Source organism: Streptomyces sp. Go-475, from assembly GCF_003330845.1.
Classification (GTDB): domain Bacteria; phylum Actinomycetota; class Actinomycetes; order Streptomycetales; family Streptomycetaceae; genus Streptomyces.
In genome coordinates this window covers 3,508,009-3,530,581 of the sequence record NZ_CP026121.1, presented here as the reverse complement: position 1 = coordinate 3,530,581, position 22,573 = coordinate 3,508,009, and the positions used below count along the sequence as shown (strand labels likewise).

The window sequence follows — 22,573 nt, the reverse complement described above, 5'->3', positions numbered from 1 at the left end:
CGTGCCCCCGAGCCCGCACAGGCTCGGGGGCACGGTCCGTTCACACCTCAGCCGCGCCGCGCACTCCGGCGCCGGAACACCAGGAACCCGCCGGCCGCGAGCAGCACCGCCGCCACACCCGACAGCGCACCCACCGGCGCCCCACTGCCCGTCTCGGCGAGATCACCGGAGCCCTCCGTCTGTGCCGACGGCGACGAGGACGCCGGCGCACCACCAGCCGCCGAACCCGGGGACGCCGACGCGCCCGGCTCCCCACCCGGCTCCCCGCCCGGCTCCCCGGACGGCTCCTCGGACACCCCGGACGACGGCGACGCCGAAGCCGAACCGGACGGCGCCGAACCGCCGGGCTCCTCCTCGTCCGCACAGTCCGTCCAGAACACCTTGTGCTTCGCGGAACCCTTCTCGCCCTCGAAGTTCCAGTACAGCTTGTAGTGCCCGTCGGGCAGCGACAGGTCCGCCGAGCGGCCATGGCCCTGGCCGTCCAGCGTCAACGCGCCGGACTTCACCGTCTCCCCCTTGTTCTCACTCGGCGGGATCGCGTCGATGTGCCAGTCGACCCGCTGACCGCCGTCGAAACCGAACGCGTCCAGATAGAACGTGCACACGTGCGGCTCGTTGCGGCGCAGCTCCTCGCCCGTCGTCGCGTCATGGATCTTGACCGTGCCGTTGTCACCGGGAGGCGACGCGTACGCGCCAGGAGCGAGAACGAGGACCGCGGAAGCGGCGGCGCAGACAGCGCCGCCGCGCAGGAGAGTTCGCATCGAGAAGTCGTCCATCTTCGAGAAGGGACCGGGAAGATGTGGAGGGGGCGGCTCAGCTTCCAGCCTCACCCGACAGCACGTCAATCACGAACGCACAACGCTCGGCCTCTCCACAGACCTGGAGAACGCCGGAACCCCTCAGACGGTCACGAAAACGGCCGGCAGCAACGCCACACCACGCCTCAGACCGTCACGAAAGCGGCCGTCAGCAACGCCACACCCGACAACGCCAGCACCCACGCCGCCCGCGTCCGCAGCAGCCCACCCGCCACCACCACCGACGCCAGCAACAGCGCACCACCCAACGGAATCCACGCGTACAGGACACCCGCCGGCCCCGAACGCACCGCGTCATCACTGTTCGGCTTCATGACCACCGTGTAGGTCCGGCCCTGCTCCACCGCGACCGACTTCTCCAGCTCGACCCGCGCCCGCGGCAGCGAACCCTCCGACAACGGCGTATACCGGCCCGAACACGTCTCCGCCCCGCACCGCCTCACCTCGACCGTGCCCCGCTCCCGGCCCTTCGTCAGCATCACGTGCTGCGCCGTACCCCACGACGCCCACACACCCGCGATCAGGATCAGCACCGCGACCGCGGCCATCGCCGCGAACCGCCCGAACCGCAGCACGGCGACCGAGGCCTGACGGGAAGAGGTGGCAGTGGCAGGCATGGCCGGGATCATTGGCCATGCCTGAACGACCCGTCAACCTCACCGGGCGACAAGTCAGGAGTTGTACGTGCTTTGCGCCCGCTCCAGCCCCTCGATCACCAGACACTCCACCGCGTCCGCCGCCCGGTCCACGAAGTAGTCCAGCTCCTTGCGCTCCACCGACGAGAAGTCCTTCAGCACGAAATCCGCCACCGGCATCCGCCCCGGCGGCCGCCCGATCCCGAACCGCACCCGGTGATAGTCCGACCCGAACGCCTTCGTCATCGACTTCAGACCGTTGTGCCCGTTGTCCCCGCCACCCAGCTTCAGCCGCAACGTCCCGTAATCGATGTCCAACTCGTCATGAACCGCCACCACATGCCCCACCGGCACCTTGTAGAAGTCCCGCAACGCGTTCACCGGACCCCCGGACAGATTCATGTACGACATCGGCTTCGCGAGCACCACCCGCCGGCTCCCCGGCCCCGGCGGCCCGATCCGCCCCTCGACCACCTGCGCCTGCGCCTTGCCGGCCCGCTTGAAGCGTCCCCCGACCCGCTCCGCCAGCAGATCGGCCACCATGAAGCCCACGTTGTGCCGGTTCCCGGCGTACTCCGGCCCCGGATTGCCCAGCCCCACGATCAGCCAGGGAGCCGCCGCATCGGTCGTCACGTCCATGTCTCCTTCATACGCGTCGGCCGCTGCCCCGCACGGGAACAGCGGCCGACGAAACGACGACGAAGAGGATCAGGCCTCGGCGGCCTCTTCCTCAGCGCCCTCCTCGCCCTCCGGGGCCTCCTCGGCCTGCGCGGCCAGGACCTGCAGGACGACGGTGTCCTCCTCGACGGCCAGCGTCGTGCCCTTCGGCAGCGGGATGTCCTTGGCGAGGACGGAGTCACCGGCCGACAGACCCTCGATGGAGACGGTCACGGACTCCGGAATGTGCGTGGCCTCGGCCACGACCGGAAGCGCGTTCAGCACGTGCTCCAGCAGGTTGCCGCCCGGAGCCAGCTCACCCTCGGTGTGCACGTAGATGTCGACGTTGACCTGCTCGCCCCGCTTCACCAGCAGCAGGTCCACGTGCTCCAGGAAACCCTTCAGCGGGTCACGCTGCACGGACTTCGGAATCGCCAGCTCGTTCGTCTTGCCGTCGATGTCCAGCGAGATCAGCACGTTCGGCGTACGCAGCGCCAGCAGCAGCGCGTGACCCGGCAGGGTCAGGTGCAGCGGGTCCGAACCGTGCCCGTACAGCACGCCGGGAACCTTGTCCTCACGACGGATACGGCGCGCGGCACCCTTGCCGAACTCGGTGCGCGTCTCGGCGGAGATCTTCACCTCGGACATATTCACTCCTCGAAATCAGAAACGGACGTGGTCACCCGGCCACGAACGGCCTGCTACGAAGAGCGCGTCGATAACGGACCACCGCATCCCGCGAAACAACGGGAACGGCCTCCCTCGCCGAGCAACTTCAGCAGTCTACTCGGAGCGGGAGGCCGCACCCAAAACGATCTCTACAACGCGCCCTACTGCTCGTCGAACAGGCTCGTCACCGAACCGTCCTCGAACACCTCACGTACCGCACTCGCGATCGTCGGCGCGATCGACAGCACCGAGATCTTGTCCAGATCCCGGCTCAGCTCCGACGGCGTCGGCAGCGTGTTCGTGAACACGAACTCACTCACCCGCGAGTTCTTCAACCGGTCCGCCGCCGGACCCGACAGCACGCCGTGCGTCGCCGTCACGATCACGTCCTCCGCACCGTGCGCGAACAGCGCGTCCGCCGCGGCACAGATCGTCCCACCCGTGTCGATCATGTCGTCCACCAGGACACACACGCGACCCTTCACCTCACCCACGACCTCGTGGACGGTGACCTGGTTCGCGACGTCCTTGTCCCGCCGCTTGTGCACGATCGCCAGCGGCGCGCCCAGCCGGTCGCACCAGCGGTCCGCGACCCGCACCCGGCCCGCGTCCGGCGACACGACCGTCAGCTTCTCCCGGTCCACCTTCCGGCCCACGTAGTCCGCCAGCAGCGGCAGCGCGAACAGGTGATCCACGGGACCGTCGAAGAAGCCCTGGATCTGGTCCGTGTGCAGATCCACGGTCAGGATCCGGTCCGCACCCGCCGTCTTCATCATGTCCGCGATCAGACGCGCCGAAATCGGTTCACGTCCACGGTGCTTCTTGTCCTGCCGCGCGTAACCGTAGAAGGGCACGATGACCGTGATGGACCGGGCCGACGCGCGCTTCAGCGCGTCGATCATGATCAACTGCTCCATGATCCACTTGTTGATCGGAGCCGTGTGGCTCTGGATCAGGAAGCAGTCGGCACCACGCGCCGACTCCTGATAACGCACATAGATCTCACCGTTGGCGAAGTCGAAGGCCTTCGTCGGGACAACCCCGACACCCAGCTGTTGGGCGACCTCCTCCGCAAGCTCGGGGTGGGCGCGGCCGGAGAAGAACATCAACTTCTTCTCGCCGGTCGTCTTGATCCCGGTCACAGCACTGTCTCCTCAGAGGTGTCGCAGCTGGGTGTCGAGAGACCTCGCAGCCGGCTTGCCGGAGGCCGTCTCAGCTGGTGGGGGTGCGGGTGTGCACTTATCACCGTACGCCGTGTTTGAGGCACCGGTTTCCGGTCAGCCCTCGTCGGACGGCTCCCGGGACGCCGCCTCCGCCGCCTTCGCGGCCGCGCTCCCCGGACGCTTCCGAGCCACCCAACCCTCGATATTCCGCTGCTGACCACGGGCCACGGCCAGCGAACCGGGCGGCACGTCCTTCGTGATCACGGACCCGGCGGCGGTGTACGCACCGTCCCCGACCGTGACAGGCGCCACAAACATGTTGTCCGAGCCCGTACGGCAATGGGACCCGATGGTCGTGTGGTGCTTCTCCTGCCCGTCGTAGTTCACGAACACGCTCGCGGCACCGATGTTCGTGTGCTCACCGATCGTCGCGTCCCCTACGTAGGACAGGTGAGGCACCTTCGTCCCCTCACCGATGGAGGCGTTCTTCGTCTCCACGTACGTACCGATCTTGCCCTTCGCACCCAGACGGGTCCCCGGACGCAGATACGCGTACGGCCCGACCGTCGCCCCCGCACCCACCTCGGCACCATCGGCCACCGTGTTGTCCACACGCGCACCGGCACCGACCCGGGTGTCCTTCAGCCGCGAGTTCGGACCGACCTCCGCGCCCTCGCCCAGGTGCGTCGCGCCGTGCAGCTGCGTGCCCGGGTGGACGACCGCGTCCTGCTCGAACGTCACGGTCACGTCGACCCACGTGGTCGCCGGATCGATCACGGTCACACCGGCGAGCATCGCCTCCGTCAGCAGCCGGTCGTTCAGGATCCGGCGCGCCTCCGACAACTGCACCCGGTTGTTGATCCCGGCGATCTCGCGATGGTCCCCGGCCACCGAGGCCCCCACCCGGTGCCCGGCCTCCCGCAGGATCCCTAGCACGTCCGTCAGGTACTCCTCGCCCTGGCTGTTGTCCGTCCGCACCTGCTTCAGCGCGTCCGCGAGCAGCTGGCCGTCGAACGCGAACACACCCGAGTTGATCTCCCGGATCGACCGCTGGGCGTCGGTGGCGTCCTTGTGCTCGACGATGGCGGTGACGGCACCGGTGGCGTCGTCCCGCACGATCCGCCCGTACCCCGTCGCGTCCGGCACCTCGGCGGTCAGCACGGTGACCGCGTTGCCGTCGGCGGAGTGGGTGGCGGCGAGGGCCTGGAGCGTGGCGCCGGTGAGCAGGGGGGTGTCGCCGCAGACGACCACGACGGTCCCGTCGACGGACCCGCCCAGCTCCTCCAGGCCCATCCGTACGGCGTGCCCGGTGCCGTTCTGCTCGGCCTGCACGGCGGTACGGACGTCCGGGGCGATCTCGCCCAGGTGCGCGGTGACCTTCTCCCGCGCGTGGCCGACCACGACGACCAGGTGCTCGGGGTCCAGCTCGCCCGCGGCGGCGAGCACATGGCCCACGAGACTGCGGCCGCAGAGCTCGTGCAGGACCTTGGGTGTGGCCGACTTCATACGGGTGCCCTCACCCGCTGCGAGAACGACGACGGCTGCCGGGCGGTTGGCGCTCACGGGATGCCCTTCGGCTGTGGATGGGGTGGGGTGACATCCGCAGGATACCGGGGGGTTTTGTGGGGGGTGAGGGTGTGGGGCCTGACCGACCTGTCATCAGTCAGGACCCGAACTCCGGCTTTTGGCGCCGCTGGCTCCCCCGCAAGGATTCGAACCTTGTCCTGCTAGATCCAAAATCTAGTGTGCTGCCAGTTACACCACGGGGGACAGCGCTTCAGACCTTACCGGAGACGTGCTTGAGCGTGGGCGACGATGCCGCTCCACCAGCCCTCGATGCGGTTGTACAGCTCGGCACTTCGGGCAACCGTCACGACGAGGCAGCCGTGGTAGTCGTCGCCGGTGTTCTTGCGGACGGTTTTGGGGTTGTGCTTCTTCAGTGTCGGTCGGGCGAAGACCGACGCGTCGGCGTCCGCCAGGTCTGCCCAGTAGCGGTGAGCCGCGTCCACGTCCGCCGATTCGTGGATGAGTACCCGGAAGCGCAGGCGTTCCCGGCTCACCCCGAGCAGGTCGAGCCAGGCGAGGTAGACCCGGATCACTCCGGGGTCACTGTTGACGAAGACGGCCCTCTCGCGCCGATCGTATGGCTTGCTCTTGGCGCCCTCGGCCCAGTAGAGCGCGACGCCCGTCAGGAACAGTTCCCTCTCCGTGAGGTCGCCCACCTCTTGTGTTGCGCTTTCCTTGGCGCGCTTGCGCTCTTCGTTCTGTGTGGCGCGGAGGCGGGCGAGACCCGCTTGCATGAGTGCCCGCTGTTCCTCCGGCGTGTACCGGGGCTCCGGCTTCGGTAGGTCCCTCACCCACAGCGACACCGAGCTCCTAGAGCACCCCAGCTCCGCCTCGATCTGGTCGTAAGTCCAGCCCTGGAGCCGGAGCTCCCTCGCCTTCTGTCGTAGGTCGTCCTTCGCGTTCGGGCGCTTTGTCCACGTCGGCGGCGGCTCCCCTTTCACCAGCCGGTGGAGGATGTCGTTGTTGTAGATCTTCAGCTCGTCGCGGATCTGGCGGAGGCTGTAGCCCGCGCGTCGCAGCTCCACCGCCCGTTCCCGTAGTCCCGCGAAGTCGGCGTATTTGCCCGTGGCATGTGTCATACGCATACCGTCCGGGCGGAATGACGGCCTCCGGCCGAACGGTGTGCGGTTCAGCAGTTCGAGGGATATCGGGTTGTATTGCAGCCGAACGGTCACGGAGTGTGGTGTAGGCCAGTCCGGGAAACTCACCGGAAAACCGGCGGTGGGCGCCCGTAGGCTGGAGGCATGACCGCGACGGGGGAAGACCATGTGACGGCCCGGGGAGGGCCGTGGTGGTGGGCCAGGCGGCGTAGTGCCGTGTTCGATGTGAGCCTGGCCGTGGTGTCCGCGCTGGAGTGCGGGCTGGAAGGGTTTCCGTTCGCCAGGGACGCGGGGATCCCGGTGGCGGCGGGGGTGGTGTTCGGGCTGCTGGCGGGGGCCGTGCTGCTCGTGCGGCGGCGGTGGCCGATCGCCGTCGTGCTGGTCTCCATCGCGATCACGCCCGCGCAGATGGGCTTCGTGCTGGGCGTCGTCGGCCTGTACACGCTGGCCGCGGCCGAGCTGCCGCGCCGCATCATCGCCTCGCTGGCCGGGATGTCGCTGGTGGGGACGCTGATCGTGACGTTCGTGAAGACCCGGCAGGACATGGTCCGGGGGGACCTGGAGCTGGGCGACTGGTTCGTGCCGTTCGCGGCCGTCACGATGTCGCTGGGGTTCACGGCGCCCCCGGTGCTGCTCGGTCTGTACGTGGGGGCGCGGCGGCGGCTGATGGAGAGCCTGCGGGAGCGGGCGGACAGTCTGGAGCGGGAGCTTCAGCTGCTGGCCGAGCGGGCGGAGGAGCGGGCCGAGTGGGCCCGGAACGAGGAGCGGACGCGGATCGCCCGGGAGATGCACGACGTCGTGGCGCACCGGGTGAGTCTGATGGTCGTGCACGCGGCGGCTCTGCAGGCCGTGGCACGCAAGGATCCCGAGAAGGCCGTGAAGAACGCCGCGCTGGTGGGGGACATGGGGCGGCAGGCGCTGACCGAGTTGCGGGAGATGCTCGGGGTGTTGCGCAGTGGTGGGGACGAGCGGCGGGAGCGTGCCGCGTCGGTGCCGCCGCTGGCGGCGGTGGGGGTGGCCGCGGCGGCTGCGGCGTCGCGGGCCGTGGACGACGAGGGGCCGTGTCTGGCGGAGATCGAGGAGCTGGTCGGGCAGTCGGCCGCCGCGGGGATGGTGGTCGATCTGTCGGTGGAGGGGGAGGCCCGGTCGTATGCGCCGGAGGTGGAGCAGACGGCGTATCGCGTGGTGCAGGAGGCGTTGACGAACGTCCACAAGCACGCGGCGGGGGCGAAGACGTACGTGCGGCTGGCGCATCGGGTGTCGGAGATCGCGATGCAGGTGGAGAACGAGCCGCCCGAGGAGGCGGCGTCGTCCGCGCGGTTGCCGTCCGGGGGGAACGGGCTGGTGGGGATGAAGGAGCGGGTGTCGGCGCTGGGCGGGGTGTTCGTGTCCGGGCCGACGGACGCGGGGGGTTTCCGGGTGTCTGCGGTGATTCCGGCGTCGTAGCGCGCTGGGCGCACCGGCCTTGGGGTCAGCCCGCTGTCAGGCGTAGGGGTTCGGTGCCGGCGATGAGGGTGGTCAGGGCCTGGTCGATGTCGGCGCCGAGGTACCAGTCGCCGGTGTGGTCGAGGGTGTAGACGCGGCCGGCGGTGTCGATGGCGAGGAGGGCCTGGCTGTCGGTTTCGGCGCCCAGGGGGCAGACCTCGGTGCCGAGGGCGCGGCCGAGGTCGCCGAGGGTGCGGGCCATGTGGAGGCCGTGCAGCGGGTCGAGGTGGAGGGTGGCGGGGGCGACCTGGCGGCCGGGGCCGGTGGGGGTGATGTGGAGTCCGCCGAATTCGGCCCAGGCTTCGACGGCCGCGGGGAAGACGGTGTGGCGGTGGCCCGCGGGGGAGATGTGGTCGCGCAGGGCGTCGGCCCAGATCTCGGCCTGTTTGATGTCCCAGCGTCCGGGTTGCCAGCCGGCGGCGCGCAGGGCGGCGTCGACGGGTACGGCGAAGCGGGTGGTGGAGGTGCGGTCGGTGTGCATCTGCCCTTCGTCTCGTCGAGGTCATGGGGTGGCGCGGTGCGCGCCGGGGTGTCTGTGCTCTGGGGGTGGGGTGGCGTCAGCGGTTCTCGGACGCCGGGTCGACTATGCGGACCCCGAAGTGGGCGCTGAGCGCGGTGCAGGCGCGGCAGGGGGCGGCGAAGCTGCCGTGGAGGGGGTCGCCGTCCTCGCGGATGCGGCGGGCGGTGAGTTTGGCCTGCTTGAGGGCTTTGCGTGCCTCGCCGTTGGTCATGGGTTTGCGGGCGGCGCGTTTGCTGCGGGCGGCGTCGGCGGCGGCGATGTGGCGGGAGATGAGGATGGTCTCGGCGCAGCGGCCGGTGAAGCGGTCGCGTTGGGCGCTGGTGAGGGTGTCGAGGAAGTCCTGGACGAGGGGGTGCAGGGCGGGGGGTGTGTCGCCGCGGGCGGCGGTGCCGGTGAGGGTGGCGCCGCGGACGGAGAGGGCGGCGGCGACGGTGGGGAGGATGCCGTCGCGGCGGTGGTGGAGGACGGGGGTGTGGGCGGCTTCGGTGGCGCTCCAGCCGATGCGGGGGTCGCCGGCTCGGGGGTCGGCCGCTCGGGGGTCGGCGGCTTGCGGGGTGCCGGTTCGCGGGGTGCCGGCTTGCGGGGTGCCGCCGCGCGGGTCGCCGGTTCGTGGGTCGCCGGTTCGCGGGTTGCCGTTTCGTGGGTCGGCGGACCTGCCGGTGTGTGGTCCCGTCTGTGTCGCGTTCATGATCGTCTTCCCCTCCGTGCATCCCCCGGGAGGTCACAGACTGCCAAATGCCGTGGCTGGTGCGGAAGCTGGGGCGGGGCGACACGCCCGTACCGGGGCGTGCTGTCACGGTGGGGTGACGGCTGGTCACGGAAGCGGAGGGGGCGGCTGCCGGTGCCGGTGACCGGTGTCGTCGTACCGCATAGGCTGTCGGCACCGCGGGCGATGCGGTGATCCGTTCGGAGATCGATGCAGTGAACCGGAGGGTGATCCGTGCGGCCGGCGCGTGCAGTGAGGTGCAGTGATGTGCGCCGAGGTGCAGTGAAGTCGAGAAAGAAGACGTGACAGTCGATACGGGCCGTAGTGCGCCAAAGGCGGTGAATACGGGTCGTACAGAGTGCCGCAGGGGGCAACCGCCATGACGACAGGTCGGCTCGGGCAGCAAGCCGCGCCGCCGAACGCGGCCTACGCCGGGCAGGTCGTGCATTTCCCGGACCCGGTCCGGGCGGCCCGTCACCCGAGAGGGGTACGGGTCGACGAGCGTGGTTACCCCGACTTCTCGCCCTACGCGCGCGCGGCCGCGGAGATCGCGGAGCCCCCGGAGGGTTTCGGCGTCGACGAGTTGCGGCTGACGGACTACGTGTCGGCGAACACGGCGCTGTCGGCGTCCGGGCACGAACTGTGGGACACGGTGCCGGCGGTGGCGACGCCGCACGGCTGGACGTGGCACCACGTGGTGGGCACGCGGCGGCTGGAGCTGGTTCCCGTCGAGGTGAAGGCGCTGCTGCGGCACCACGGCGGCGTGGCGACGTCAGGTGTCGACCAGACCAAGCGGGGCACGCGGCCGCTGCAGGAGACGCGTCCGGCGCACTTCGGGCTGCCGAAGTCGGGTGTGGCGGTGACGGAGTCGCAGGTGCAGGGCGTCGAGGAGGACCTCGGCTACCGGCTGCCGGGGGCGTACCGGTCGTTCCTGAAGGCGGCGGGCGGTTGCGCGCCGGTGGGTGCCGCGCTGGACGCGGAGTTGGGGCTGCTGGTGGACCAGCCGTTCTTCACGGTGCGCGACGAGGCCGCGGTCAATGACCTCGTGTACGTCAACAAGTGCCTGCGCGACCATCTGACCAAGGACTACCTGGGTGTCGCGTTCGTCCAGGGCGGGCTGCTGGCCGTGAAGGTGAAGGGCGAGCGGATCGGTTCGGTGTGGTTCTGCTCGTACGACGACGCGCGGGACGTGGATCCCTCGTTGCCGCCGGCGGAGCGGGTGGAGCGGTTGCTGCTGCCGTGCGGGGAGGACTTCGACGTCTTCCTGTCGCGACTGGCCGGCGATCCGCCGGAGTTGGAGACGGTGGCGAACTTGATGGTGGACGGCGGGTTCGCGCGTGTGGTGCCGGTGGGTGCGGTGTCGTCCTCGGCCGTGGGGGAGTGACTTCAGCGATGGTGACCTTCGCGCAGGCGCAGGAGCGCGCGGAAGAGTGGATCAACGGGGACGTGCCGTCGTACCAGCATCGTGAGGTGCGGGTGCGGGAGTTCGACCTCGGGTTCGTGGTGTGGGCCGAGGACCGGGCGGACGGGCCGCGTTCGGACGGGGGCGCGCAGCGGCTGGTGATCGCGCGGGACAGCGGCGAGGCGACGCTGTGGCCCGGGCTGCCGGTGGGTGAGGTGATCCGCCGGTACGAGGAGGAGTACGGCCGTCCGGACGCGGCGGAGGAGCCGGCACCGGCGGCGCCTGCCGCGCGGGTGGATCTGAACCAGACGTCGTTCCTGCTGACTCCGCCGGAGTGGTTGCAGGACGCGGCGGACAAGCTGGGGATTCCGGATCGGCGGGGGGCCGGGGCCGGGGCGACCTCCGGTGGGGCTGTGGGTGTGGCTTCCGGTGGGACCGAAGGTGGGGCTTCCGGGGCGGTTTCGGATGCTGCTTCGGGGGCGGCGGCCGGTGATTCCGGTGCCGGTGCTGGCTCGACGGGGGCTGCCGCTGTCTCGGCCGGTGATGCGGCTGCTTCCGCGCCGGGGGCGGCCGTCGCGCCGGGGAGTGGTGCGTCGTGGCCGGCTGCCGGGGGGAGCGAGGAGGGGGCCGAGCCGAGGGCTTCCGGGACTTCGGGAGCGCCGGCCGCTCCTGCCGCGCCTGCCGGGGCGACGCCCTGGGCCGGTACGGACACCAACGCCGATGCCGGTGACGACCGTTCCGTGCCGCTGCCCGCGACGGTGTTTGCGCCGCCGCTGAGTGAGGCCGGCGACGACACGCCGCCGTCGGCGACGGCTGATGCCAAGACGGCCCTGATGTCGGGCGGCAGTCAGTTGCCGCCGACTGCGGTCACGCCGGCGGTGGACCAGCCGAGCGCGCCTGCGCCCGCTGCCGGGCCTGCCGGCCCGGGGTACGGCTATCCGCCGGGTGCGCCGCAGGGCAGTACGCCTCCGCCTGGGCCGGGTGGCCAGCCGTACGGGTATCCGCAGGGCGTCGGCGGGGCTGCTGGTTCTCCCGCGGGTCCTGCCGGGCCTGTTGGTTCCGCCGGTGGGGCGCAGCCGTCGGCCGGGTCGGGTACGGCCGGGCGGCCGCTCGCTCCGAACGCCGGGGACATCGCGGACGCCGCCACCAGCAAGGCGACTCCGCCGCCGGGGCGTGGCCGGAGCGCGGGTGCGACCACGCCTCCTCCGCCGGGTGCCCCTGGAGCGCCGGGCGCGCGGCCGGGTGCGACGCCTCCGCCGTCGGGGCCCGGGGCGCCGGGTTCTCCGGCGGGCGGTTACGTGCCCACGCAGCTCGTGTCGGCACTTGGCCCTGAGGGGCCCGGGGGCCCGGGTGGTCCGGGTGGCCCGGGCGGCCACGAAGGCTCCTCGGAGGGCGGGGCCGCGCAGGGGCAGGGCGCGCCGCAGCCTCCTGCCGCGCCTGGAATGCCGCAGCCGCCTGGCCCTCCTGGTCATCCTGGTGCTCCTGGTGCGCCGAACCCGGCCGGTACGCCTCCGGGCGGTGTTCACCATGCCGCCACGATGCTGGCCGACCCTGGTCGGATGGGCCCGGGAGCGCCTCAGCCTCCGCAGCCCCCCGGGCCTCCGGGTGCGCCTGGCGCGCCTGGCGCCTCTGGTGCGCCACAGCCGCCGGGTGCCCCGAACCCGTCTGGTCCGCCTGGCCCGCCCGTGCCCCCTGGTCCCCCCGGTCGTCCTGGCGCGCCGCAGCCTCCGGGCGCCCCGGGTGCGCCCGGCGGTCCCGGGCCCGTGCACCACGCCGAGACGATGCTGGCCGCGCCCCCGGCGGGCGGCCCCGGAGTGCCTCCGCCGCCGCAGGCCCCGGGCGCACCACCCGCCGCTCCGGGTGCTCCGGGCGCCCCTGGTGTGCCCGGTGCGCCGCCGATGCCTCCCGGTGCGATGCCGCCTGGCGCGGTGCCGGGCGGGATGCCTCCCGGTGCGATGCCGCCCCCCGGGCAGCCCGGGCAGCCCGGCCAGCATGGCCAGCACGGCCAGCCCGGCCCCGGCCGGCCGCCGGCGTACGGCTATCCGCAGCAGCCCACCGGGCAGCCGACGGTCGGTCCCGGCTACCAGGCCGTGCTGCGCTACCGCGCGCAGGACGGTTCCGAGCAGCAGCTGATCCGGCGTTCGGCGCCGGGCACGCCGCACCCGGAGTGGCAGATCTTCCACGAGCTGCGGGCCATGAACGTGCCCCCGGACCAGGTGCTGGAGCTGCACACCGAGCTGGAGTCGTGCGAACTGCCGGGTGCGTACTGCGCGCGGATGATCCGGGAGCAGTGGCCGCAGGCGCGGATCACGAGCATCGCGCCGTACGGTACGGACCACGCGAGCCGGCAGCAGGGCATGCAGCAACTGCTGGCCCACCAGGGCGAGTTGCACCAGGTGGCGGACGGCCCGGCGCGTCCGGCGCCGGTGCGCGCCCCGCTGCCGCCGGTGCAGGCGGCGCCGCCGATCCCGCCGGAGGGCATCGCGCAGGAGCTGGCGGCGGCGTTCGGGCCGGGGGTGTTCCGGTTCGAGCAGGCAGCCGTGTCCCGGCAGGGTGTGCCGCCGGTGGTGGCGCACACGCTGGTCGCGGCCGGTCTGCCGCTGGACATGGGCCCGTTCTTCTGGGCGCAGGCGCAGCCGGGGCGGCCCGTTCCGACGCTGGCGGAGCTGGCGGCCGAGCGCGGTGTGCAGCCGGCTCCGGACGCGGGTTCCTACCTGGTGATGGGCAGCGACTTCGGCAAGGCGATCTGCGTGCAGTACGGCACCGCGAACATCGTCGCCGTGCCGGTGGAGGCGGGGCCGGGCGGGGCGCCCGTACCGCCGCAGTTCGTGAACACCGGGCTGCCGGAGTTCGCGCGCTGCCTGGCGCTGCTGGGCCGGATGTGGCGGCTCAGGTTCGGGCTGAACCAGGAGCAGGCGGGCCGCTGGACCGTCGACTTCCAGGCCCAGTTGGCCGCGCTCGACCCGGCGGCGCTGGGGTCGCCGGAGAGCTGGTGGTCGGTGCTGCTGGAGCAGATGTGGGACGGGTTGCTGTGACGCCGTGTCCCCGTCACGCCGTGTCCCCGTGCCCCCGTCGCGCCGTGATGCCGTGATGTCGTAAGGCCGTGACGCCGTGACGCCGTGACGCCGTGACGCGTCGCGGCTGACGTGCCGTGAGGAGCCGGGCCCGGTCGCTCGTACGACCGGGCCCGGCTCTTTTTCGTGCCCGTACGAGAAATCTTCGGCCGGGCTGTCACAACTCCCGCCGCCGCTCCGTCAGTGCAGTGACAGCGACGCACCGCCGACACAGGAGGCAGAGATCATGCAGGCACGGATGAAGAACCCGGCGTTCGTCCTTCCCGGCGCGATGAAGGGCATCGGAACCCTGTTCCAGGCGATCGGGGAGGGCGGCCTGGCGCAGGACGTGGCGGAGATCGTGGGGCTGCGCGCCAGTCAGATCAACGGCTGCGGCGCCTGTGTGCACGGGCACGTGGAGAACCTCCGCAAGGCCGGGGCGGGCGAGGAGCGCATCGCGGCCGTCGCCGCCTGGCGGCACGCCCCGTTCTTCTCGGACGCCGAGCGCGCCGCGCTGAAGCTGACGGAGGCGATGACGCGGCTCTCCGACCTGTCGGGGGAGTCGGTCCCGGACGCGCTGTGGGACGAGGTGGCCGACCACTTCGACGAGAAGGAACTCTCCGCGCTGATCCTCACCGTCGCGGTCACCAACCTCTTCAACCGCATCAACACCACCATCCAGGAGCCCGCCGGCACCACCTGGGGCTGACAGCCGTACGGCCCGGTCGTGGGCCCGTGGCCCCGTGCGGAGTGTCGCGTTATGAACACTTCCGTCTGATCCACCAAGATGTGCGCGAAATCATCCCATTTCTTGCGCGGTGTCGCGTCGGTGTGGTGGAGAGGGGTCCAGGATGAGCAGCGCATCGGTGTCGCCGCACGGCTTCGTGGCCGTGCGGGGGCGCGGCTACCGTCCCGAGCAGGTCGACGCGTACGCCGAGGCCCTCTCCGCGGAACGTGACGCGGCCTGGGAACGGGCCGCCCGGCTGACGGTGCTCGCCCGGGAGATGGGCGAGGAACTGGAGCGGCTGCGGGAGGCCGCGGCCCGACTGGCCCCGCAGACCTACGAGTCGCTCGGGGAGCGGGCACACAGGCTCTTCGAACTCGGTCGGGACGAGGCCGCGGCCGTACGGGAGGGGGCGCGACGGGAAGCGCGGGAACTCATCGACGGGGCGCGGGAATCCGCGGCGGGCGTGCGCGAGTCCGCGCAGGCGTACGCCGATGCCGTGCGCGCCGACGCCGATGAACGCGCCCGGCAGCGGCTGCTCGCCGCGCGGGCCGAGGCCGACGAGATCCGGGGCTCGGCCCGGAGCGAGGCCGAAGCGCAGCGGGGTGAGGCACTGGCCGCGCTGAGGGAGATGCGGCAGCGCACGTCCGGGATGCTCGCCGAGCAGGCCAAGGAACGCGAGGAGCGGTGGGCCGGGGTGGAACGGGAGGAGGCCGGCCGTGCGGCGGCGCTGGACGCGGACCGTGCGCAGGCCGTGGCGCGCGCCGAGGCCGCGTTGTCCGAGGCCGAGCAGGCCTTCGCCGACGCGGAGGACTCCGCCCGGAGCCTGGAGGAGGAGACACACGCGCGTGCCGCGGAGTTGGTGGACCGGGCCCGGGCGCGGGCGGCGGCCGTCGAGGAGGAGACGGAACGGGTGCTCCGCGAGCACGCGGAACGCGCGGACGACGTACGGGACCACATCGACCGCGTCCACACCAGCCTGACGGCGTGGGCGGGGCAGACCGCGGAGTGACGGGCGGGGCGTGACTGTGGCAGCCTGCCCGCCCCCAGCGTGTAGGGGCACGCCTGACCTCGTACGGCCTGCGGCGGTACCGCAGGCCGTACCGCCGCCGTACCGCCGCCGCTCCGCCCCCGTGCCGTCCGGGTCAGCGGTCCCTTCGTACCGCGCCCGCGAGGATCCAGGCCTCCACCGCCTCGTACTGGTGGCGCTGTTCCTCCGACTTGCGCCGGCCGGAGGCCACCGTGCCCAGCCAGCCGCAGGCGAAGCCCAGGGGTATGGAGAGCAGGCCCGTGGTGGTGAACGGGAACCAGTTGAAGTCGGCCTCGGGGAAGGCGGAGACGGGCGAGCCGGAGACCAGGTTGGTGCCCGGCATCAGCAGCAGGACGGCCAGTGAGCCGCCGATGAGCGTGCTGAGCAGCCCCGTTCGGGTGTAGCGGCGCCAGAAGAGGCTGTAGACCAGCGCGGGCGCGATGGCCGAGGCGCCCAGGCAGAAGGACAGCGTCACCAGGGGTTGCAGGCTGCGGTGCTGGACGAGCGTGGCCAGGAGGATCGCCGGGACGCCCACCGCCAGGGCCGAGATCCGGGCCAGTGCCATCTCGCGGCGCGGCGACATCTCCCGCACCCGGGCCGCGAACACGTCGTGCGCGAGGGAGTTGGCGCAGGCCAGGATCATCCCGGCGACGGAGGCGAGCAGCGTCAGGAAGACCGCGGTGGTGACGGTCGTGAACAGGAACGTCTCCGCCGTCGACACGTCCGCGCCGAACGCCGCCTGGGAACCCAGCAGGTAGGCCGTGTTGCCCTGCGGGTCGACCTGGGCGATGACCTCCCGCCCGACCAGCGCGGTCGCGCCGAAGCCGACGACCGTGATGACGAGCACGAACAGGGCCACGCTCGACACGGCCCAGGACATCGAGCGCCGTACCTGCCGGGCGCTGGAGGCGGTGTACATGCGCATGGTGACGTGCGGCAGGCAGGCGCCGCCGAGGACGATCGTCAGATGCGCCGTGATCATGTCCAGGTCGGGGCTGGCGGCGCCCGTGAACTGCAGGCCCGACGAGAGGAACGCCGAGCCCACACCGCTGTTCCCGGCGGCCGCGCCGAACAGGGCCCCCGGGTCCCAGTCGAAGCGGTGGAGTATCAGCACCGCGACCACCAGACCGGAGCCGAGCAGCATCACGATCTTCAGGATCTGGATGAGGGCGGTGCCCTTCATGCCGCCGATCGCCGCGTAACTGATCATCAGCGCGCCGACGCCGATGATGCAGCCCGTCTGCAACGACTCGCCGGAGAAGCCGAGGATGAACGCCATCAGTTGCCCGGTCCCCGCCAACTGCACCAGCATCAGCGGCAGCAGGGCCGCCAGGGTCACCGCACAGGCCGCGATGCGCACGGCGCGTCCCGGCATCCGGCGGGCCAGCGCGTCGCCCATGGTGAACCGGCCCGCGTTGCGCAGCGGTTCGGCCAGCAGGAACATCAGCAGCATCAGCGACAGGGCCGTGCTCAGGGCCAGGACGGTGCCGTCGTAGCCGAACAGGGCGATGACGCCGCCGGTGCCGAGGACGGTCGCGGCGGAGATGTAGTCGCCGGCGATCGCCAGGCCGTTGCGCATGGGGGACAGGGAGTTGTAGCCGGTGTAGAACTCGTCGAGGTCGTCCCGGTCCGGGCCGGTCATCACGCACAGCAGCAGCGTGATCGTGGCGACCGTGGAGAAGCCGACCAGGGACATCGCCTGGGCGTTGCCGCTGAACTCGGTGGTCACCGCGCCCCCTCCCGCTTGGCGTCCAGCGCGGCCTGCTTGCGTATCCGGTCCGCGATCGGGTCGACGCGGCGGCGGGCCGTCTGCTCGTACAGGGCGATCGCCACCCAGGTCACGGGAACCTGGATGAGCGCGAGGAGCAGGCCGGTGGGCAGGCCGTCGGTGACGGTGCTCGTCATCAGCGACGGGGCGAACGCCGACAGGAGCAGGAACAGGACGAAGTAGCCGAGCGCCGTGAGCGTGGCCACGCGCCGCTGCCAGCGGTAGGCGCCGCGCAGCACCCGCAGGTCGCTGTGGTGCCCGAGGGAGGCGTGGCGCCGGGGAGGCCTCCCGGCCGGCTCGGGATCCTGCCGCGGCACCCAGGGGTAGGTGTCGTAGGAGGGCGACGAATCGGGCGGTGGGTACCGGTGGGGCGGGGGTGGGTCGTAGGACATCCCGGTGCTCCTTGCGAGGGTTTATCCGGTGCGGCGGACCGCAGGGAGGTTGGGGGGTGAGCGGCCACGCACGTTACTTCGGAGTACCGGTGCCGCGCGAGGGTTTCGCCAAACTGATCGGTCGGTATGCGCTTACCTTTCCGACCTCTGGTGTTACCGGCGTTAACTCGGGCTTGTGGACACCCCGGTGGGCTACTTGAGGTGGATCAGCGCCACGGACGCCGGTACTTCGCTGTGATCGTCGAGCGTCGCGCCGAACGCCAGCCGCCGGTCGGTCCGACGCCGCACCGAGCTGCCGGCGCGAACCGTGAAGCCGACGCCGACCCGGCCTCCGGCGGGAACGCGTATGCGTTCCTCCCGCCGCCCGGACTCCGCCCGCACGGACCACCCGTCGCCCACCGGCCGGGCCGCGAGTGTCACGTTGAATGCGGTGGCACCGAAGTTGTAGACGTCGACGACCATGCGCGTACGGCGGCCGAGGCGGTAGCCGTACGGCGGCGGCGCGTCCCCGTCGTCCTTGCCGGGGGCGGCGTTGCGGGCGGGGAAGCGCTGGGCGAGGACGATGTGCTCGGCGGGGGAGAGGCGGGCCCGGGGGCGAGCGGCGGCTCGTACGGAAGACGCGGAGACCATGGAGGACGCGGAGACCGCGGGGGTCACGGGGGTCTTCACGGCCACAGGGGTCGCCGAGGCCACGGGGCTCGCCGGGATCACCGGGGTCGCCGAGGCCACAGGGGCCGGGCCGGTTGCGGGGGCCGAGCGGGAGACGACGTACAGAGGGTCGCGTGAGACGGTCACCGGCCCCGCCCGCAGACGGCGGCCCATCAGGTCGTACGCAACCCCCGCCACGTCCACGCGCACCGGCCGCTCCGCCCACAGCACCATGACCCGCTCTCCACGTCCGCTGTCGAAGACGAACCCCCGGGCGCCGTCCGGCAGGCCGGGCGCGAAGCCGGTGAAGTGTGCCGCGCCGAGCAGCGAGGTGAGGGCCGCGAAGGCGCTGTAGGCGGGCAGCGGGCGGAAATCCCTGTCCAGCAGCCCGAAGTAGACGCCGTCGTCGTGCAGCGGCGGGCCCGCGAACCAGAACTGCCGGTCGTTGCCGGCCGCCAGCCCCTCCACCATGGACCGCACCACGTACCGCGCCTGCACGATCTCCTGCTCCGGCGTCAGGTCCTGCCCGGGCCGGGACTTCTGGAACGCGCCGCACTCCGTCATCCACAGTGGTACGTGTGCCTGGTGCCGGTGGGCCAGTTCGTGCTGCTCCTCCGCGATGCCCGGGAAGCGCGGCTCGCCGGGCTCGGCCGGGTCCGGGTAGCCGTGGAAGGCCCAGACGTCCGCGTACCGCACGACGTCGTTGGCGAGCATCAGGTCCTGGAAGGGGCCGGTCTGCGCGATGCCCGGCAGGACGACGAGGCAGGGCTCGGGCGCGGCGTCCTTGATTCCGAGGGCGGCGGCCTTCACGAACGCGGCGTGGGCGTCGCCGGTGCTGCGGGTGGTGTCGACGTCCGGTTCGTTCGAGAGCTGGAGTGCCTCGGGGGCGGCCGCCGCCAGGTGCCGGGCGTAGCGGTAGGCGTGCCTGAGGTCCGCCGGGAGCGGCAGCGAGGCGTCGGTCATGGACCACTCGGGGGCGGGGGAGAGCACGTCGAGGACGGCCAGGCCGTGGGCGCGCAGGGTGCGGGTGCGGCGGTCGTGGTGGGAGGTGTCGTACGCGCCGGGGGCCGGTTCGGCCGCGGGCCAGGACTGGCCGTCGCGTACCCAGCCGGCTCCCATGTCCCGCACGGCCGCGGCGAAGTCCGCCAGCCGGGACGGCGGGACGAGGGAGGACGCCCAGACGTTGACGCCGAAGCGGCTGGTGGGGCCGGTGACGGCGGGGCGCGCGGGCAGGCGGGCGAACCGGCCCGTCACGCCGTCCGCGCTCACCCGGTAGTGCCCCGGGGGCAGGGCGGGCAGCGTGACCGTCGCACTCGTGGCCCCCGCGGCGATGGTGGCCCGGCCGGCCGCTGCCTGCCTTCCGCGGTGGTCGCTGACGACGTACCGCACGCGGTACGCGCGTGTGGCGCGCCCGTCGAGGGTGAGTCGCAGCCGGGCCGGTTCGCCCACGCGGTGCCGGGGCACCGACAGTTCGCACAGGGCCGGGTGCCCGGCCAGGTGGCGCAGGGTGAAGCGGTCCAGGGACAGGGCGTACGCCGTCGTGTCGTCGAGGACGGCCGGTTCGGCGACGCGGAACGTGAACGTATGGGCCCCGGCGTCCAGTTCGACCACGCCCAGGTCCAGGACGGACAAGTCGCCCCAGGCGGGCCGCGACTCGTACCAGTGCGGTTGCGAGCGCGCGATCTCCGCGAACGGGCCGTCGTCCACGGACAGTTGCGGGTAGGAGGCGACGGCCTCGGTATGCGGCGTCTCCATCGGCGCGGTCGCGATGGCGGTCAGCGCGTACACGCCGGGCCGCGGTACGCGCACGACGTACGTCGCGTACCAGCCGGTCCCCGCCGGGGGTTTCCCGGCCGTCCGTAACCTCAGGTACCGCCCGCCGGACGCCCGGCGGTCCCTGACCACCGGGATGTTCGTCCGTACCGCGGCCTCACCCTGCACCGTCACCGTCACCGCCGTGGGCGTGGCCGCCCGGGCCGCGGGCGTGCCGTGCGCCGCCGCCACCGCTCCGAGTCCCGCCGCCATCGCCGTGCGCCTGTTGAAGTCCATGCCACCAGCAGACACGCACCGGCCGTCACGGCGCGTCACCCGCACGAGTGTCCGGTCCCGGAAAGGCGTCGGGGTCGGGCCCTAGGGGGTGCCGGGGGCGGCGGTGAGGTGTTCGCGGACGTAGCGGATTCCTGGGCGGCCGCCGACGGTCGTGTTCTCCACCCGCGTGAAACCGTTGCGGGTCAGGACCTTCATGGAGGCGGGATTGTCCAGGGTCGTCCGCGCGGTGAGGGACGTCAGCCCGTACTCGGCGGCGGCCAGCCGGCACATCTGTGCGACGGCGGCCGTGGCCACGCCCCGGCCCGAGGCGCGCTCGCCGATCCGGTAGCCGAGTTCGGCGCTGCCGTCCGCCGCGTCCATCAGGTTCACCCGGCCGACCAGCGCCTCATCCTCCAGGAGGACATGGAAGTGGCACACGCGCGCGTGCTGCTCCGCCAGGAGTGCCCGGTGGCGTTCGGCGAACCCGGCCGGGGTGAAGTAGTCGTCCCCGCGGTCCGGGACCGTCCGTGCGAAGTACGCCCGGTTCTCCCGCTCGAAGGCCAGCAGGGCGTCCGCGTGATCGGCGCGCAGCCGTTCCAGGGTCAGCATGGGCCGGAGGATACGGACGGTCAGTCCTTCAGCACCGGGAATTTCCGGGGCGCGAGGAACAGCAGCACCAGGAACGCCAGGGCCGCCGCACCCGCCGCGCCCAGGTAGACCGCGTGCACCGCGTCCGCGATCGCCCGCCGGGTCGCCTCCGGAGCGCTGCCCGGATCCAGCGCCCGGGTCACCGAGTCGAGGTCGCCCGCACCGCCGAGCCGGGCGGCCAGCACCCCGTTGGCGACCGCGCCGAAGAGCGCCGCGCCGATCGTCTGGCCGGTCTGGCGGCAGAACAGCACGGACGCGGTCGTCGTCCCGCGCTCCGCCCAGCCCACCGTCGACTGCACCCCGACGATCAGCGGCAGCTGGAACAGGCCCAGCGCCGCGCCGAGCAGCAGCATCAGCAGCGTCGGCTGCCACGCCTGCCCGGGGTACGGCAGGAAGGGGAACGCGAACAGGATCAGCGAGGCCGTTCCGATGCCCAGCATCGCCGTGTTGCGGAAGCCGATCCTGCGGTACACGTGCTGGCTCAGCGCCGCCGACACCGGCCAGCTCAACGTCCACACGGAGAGCACGAATCCGGCGGCCACGGGCGCGAGGCCCAGCACCGACTGGGCGTAGGTGGGCAGGAACACCGTCGGCGCGACCATCAGCAGACCCAGCGCCCCCAGGGCCAGATTGACCGCGGCGATCGTGCGGCGCCGCCACACCCAGCCCGGGATGATCGGCTCCGCCGCCCGGCGCTCCACCAGCACCACCACCGCGACCAGGACGAGTCCCGCACCGAACAGGGCCAGTGAGGGTGCCGACAGCCACGGCCACGCCACCCCGCCCTGCACCAGGGCCGTGAGCAGGACGCCGCCGCAGGCGAACACCGCGAGCGCGCCCGCCCAGTCCACGCGCGCGTGGGGCGCCGTTTCCCGCTCCGGCTCGTGGAGGTGACGGACGATCAGCCACAGGGAGACCGCGCCGATCGGCAGGTTGACCAGGAAGATCCAGCGCCAGTCCGCATAGGCGGCGAGCACACCGCCGAGGCCCGGGCCGGCGACCGCGGACAGCGCCCACACCGTCGACAGTTTCGACTGGATCTTGGGCCGGTCCTCCAGCGGGTACAGGTCGGCGGCGAGCGTCTGCACGGTGCCCTGGAGGGCGCCGCCGCCCAGGCCCTGCACGATCCGGAAGGCGATGAGCGCCCCCATGTTCCAGGCCAGCGCGCACAGCAGGGAGCCGACGAGGAACAGGGCCGAGCCCGCTATCAGGACCGGTTTGCGGCCGAAGGTGTCGGAGAGCTTGCCGTACACGGGCAGGGTGACGGTCACGGCCAGCAGGTAGCCGGAGAACAGCCAGGAGAAGACGGAGAAACCGCCGAGGTCCCCGACGATCTGCGGGACGGCCGTCGAGACGATGGTGGCGTCGAGCGCCGCCAGCGCCATCGAGAGCATCAGCGCGGCGACGACGGCTCCGCGCCGGTCGGTCGCGGCCGGACGCGTGGTCTCACGTGCCGCGGAACTGGTGCTGCCCACCCCGGGTTCCTCCCCCTCGCCCTGGCCACGCCGCCGTCCCGCGCCGTCGCCGCTGTACCTGCCCCTTGCACCTACCTGCCGCCCGA

The 22,573-nt window shown here is 72.1% G+C and carries 19 protein-coding genes and 1 tRNA gene; 5 read left to right on the top strand and 15 right to left on the bottom strand.

Annotation, left to right across the window (positions count from 1 at the left end; genetic code table 11):
• Positions 1-47: 47 nt before the first annotated feature.
• The 8 genes from C1703_RS16085 to C1703_RS16050 form a co-directional block, all read right to left on the bottom strand.
• Positions 48-761 (bottom strand): LPXTG cell wall anchor domain-containing protein, encoded by a 714-nt coding sequence (locus C1703_RS16085; RefSeq protein ID WP_114257444.1) that lies wholly within the window; start codon positions 759-761, stop codon positions 48-50.
• Between the two features lie 182 nt (positions 762-943).
• On the bottom strand, positions 944-1,435 hold the full coding sequence (locus tag C1703_RS16080) for a hypothetical protein (protein ID WP_232840500.1): 492 nt from the start codon (positions 1,433-1,435) through the stop codon (positions 944-946).
• Between the two features lie 54 nt (positions 1,436-1,489).
• The gene (gene pth / locus C1703_RS16075; RefSeq protein WP_114253463.1) at positions 1,490-2,092 is read right to left on the bottom strand and encodes an aminoacyl-tRNA hydrolase; all 603 of its coding nucleotides are present in this window, start codon (positions 2,090-2,092) and stop codon (positions 1,490-1,492) included.
• A 69-nt stretch (positions 2,093-2,161) separates the two neighbouring features.
• A complete protein-coding gene (locus tag C1703_RS16070) occupies positions 2,162-2,758 on the bottom strand; it encodes a 50S ribosomal protein L25/general stress protein Ctc (RefSeq protein WP_114253461.1) in 597 nt (198 codons plus the stop codon).
• Between the two features lie 182 nt (positions 2,759-2,940).
• The gene (locus C1703_RS16065; RefSeq protein ID WP_030242738.1) at positions 2,941-3,921 is read right to left on the bottom strand and encodes a ribose-phosphate diphosphokinase; all 981 of its coding nucleotides are present in this window, start codon (positions 3,919-3,921) and stop codon (positions 2,941-2,943) included.
• A gap of 135 nt (positions 3,922-4,056) precedes the next feature.
• The gene (gene glmU / locus C1703_RS16060; RefSeq protein WP_114253459.1) at positions 4,057-5,505 is read right to left on the bottom strand and encodes a bifunctional UDP-N-acetylglucosamine diphosphorylase/glucosamine-1-phosphate N-acetyltransferase GlmU; all 1,449 of its coding nucleotides are present in this window, start codon (positions 5,503-5,505) and stop codon (positions 4,057-4,059) included.
• A gap of 131 nt (positions 5,506-5,636) precedes the next feature.
• Positions 5,637-5,712, bottom strand: a tRNA-Gln gene (locus tag C1703_RS16055).
• 14 nt (positions 5,713-5,726) lie between these two features.
• Positions 5,727-6,587 (bottom strand): hypothetical protein, encoded by an 861-nt coding sequence (locus C1703_RS16050; RefSeq protein WP_114257443.1) that lies wholly within the window; start codon positions 6,585-6,587, stop codon positions 5,727-5,729.
• A 165-nt stretch (positions 6,588-6,752) separates the two neighbouring features.
• Between C1703_RS16050 and C1703_RS16045 the strand changes: the two genes are divergently transcribed.
• Positions 6,753-8,054, top strand: coding sequence for a histidine kinase (locus C1703_RS16045; RefSeq protein ID WP_114253457.1), 1,302 nt, complete (start codon positions 6,753-6,755; stop codon positions 8,052-8,054).
• A gap of 25 nt (positions 8,055-8,079) precedes the next feature.
• On the opposite strand, the gene C1703_RS16040 is transcribed toward C1703_RS16045, so the two are convergent.
• Together C1703_RS16040 and C1703_RS16035 are read right to left on the bottom strand one after the other, a co-directional pair.
• A complete protein-coding gene (locus tag C1703_RS16040) occupies positions 8,080-8,574 on the bottom strand; it encodes an SUKH-3 domain-containing protein (protein ID WP_114253455.1) in 495 nt (164 codons plus the stop codon).
• 76 nt (positions 8,575-8,650) lie between these two features.
• The gene (locus tag C1703_RS16035; RefSeq protein ID WP_114253453.1) at positions 8,651-9,301 is read right to left on the bottom strand and encodes a YwqJ-related putative deaminase; all 651 of its coding nucleotides are present in this window, start codon (positions 9,299-9,301) and stop codon (positions 8,651-8,653) included.
• 397 nt (positions 9,302-9,698) lie between these two features.
• Between C1703_RS16035 and C1703_RS16030 the strand changes: the two genes are divergently transcribed.
• From C1703_RS16030 to C1703_RS16015, 4 genes are all read left to right on the top strand, one after another.
• Complete coding sequence (locus C1703_RS16030) at positions 9,699-10,703, top strand: SMI1/KNR4 family protein (protein WP_114253451.1); 1,005 nt, start codon at positions 9,699-9,701, stop codon at positions 10,701-10,703.
• Between the two features lie 8 nt (positions 10,704-10,711).
• The gene (locus C1703_RS16025; RefSeq protein WP_114253449.1) at positions 10,712-13,756 is read left to right on the top strand and encodes an SUKH-4 family immunity protein; all 3,045 of its coding nucleotides are present in this window, start codon (positions 10,712-10,714) and stop codon (positions 13,754-13,756) included.
• 265 nt (positions 13,757-14,021) lie between these two features.
• The gene (locus C1703_RS16020; RefSeq protein ID WP_114253447.1) at positions 14,022-14,483 is read left to right on the top strand and encodes a carboxymuconolactone decarboxylase family protein; all 462 of its coding nucleotides are present in this window, start codon (positions 14,022-14,024) and stop codon (positions 14,481-14,483) included.
• 142 nt (positions 14,484-14,625) lie between these two features.
• Entirely contained in the window at positions 14,626-15,510 is an 885-nt protein-coding gene (locus C1703_RS16015; protein WP_114253445.1) for a cellulose-binding protein, read from the top strand.
• Between the two features lie 133 nt (positions 15,511-15,643).
• Here the strand turns inward: C1703_RS16015 and C1703_RS16010 are convergent, their stop codons facing one another.
• The 5 genes from C1703_RS16010 to C1703_RS15990 form a co-directional block, all read right to left on the bottom strand.
• Positions 15,644-17,257 (bottom strand): cation acetate symporter, encoded by a 1,614-nt coding sequence (locus C1703_RS16010; protein WP_114253443.1) that lies wholly within the window; start codon positions 17,255-17,257, stop codon positions 15,644-15,646.
• Positions 17,254-17,688, bottom strand: coding sequence for a DUF485 domain-containing protein (locus C1703_RS16005; RefSeq protein WP_114253441.1), 435 nt, complete (start codon positions 17,686-17,688; stop codon positions 17,254-17,256). Before C1703_RS16005 ends, C1703_RS16010 begins: the two co-directional genes overlap by 4 nt.
• A gap of 192 nt (positions 17,689-17,880) precedes the next feature.
• Positions 17,881-20,385, bottom strand: coding sequence for a hypothetical protein (locus C1703_RS16000; protein ID WP_114253439.1), 2,505 nt, complete (start codon positions 20,383-20,385; stop codon positions 17,881-17,883).
• Positions 20,386-20,466: 81 nt separating this feature from the next.
• Positions 20,467-20,973, bottom strand: a complete 507-nt coding sequence (locus tag C1703_RS15995) for a GNAT family N-acetyltransferase (RefSeq protein WP_114253437.1) — start codon at positions 20,971-20,973, stop codon at positions 20,467-20,469.
• Between the two features lie 20 nt (positions 20,974-20,993).
• Entirely contained in the window at positions 20,994-22,487 is a 1,494-nt protein-coding gene (locus tag C1703_RS15990) for an MFS transporter (protein ID WP_114253435.1), read from the bottom strand.
• Positions 22,488-22,573: the final 86 nt, after the last annotated feature.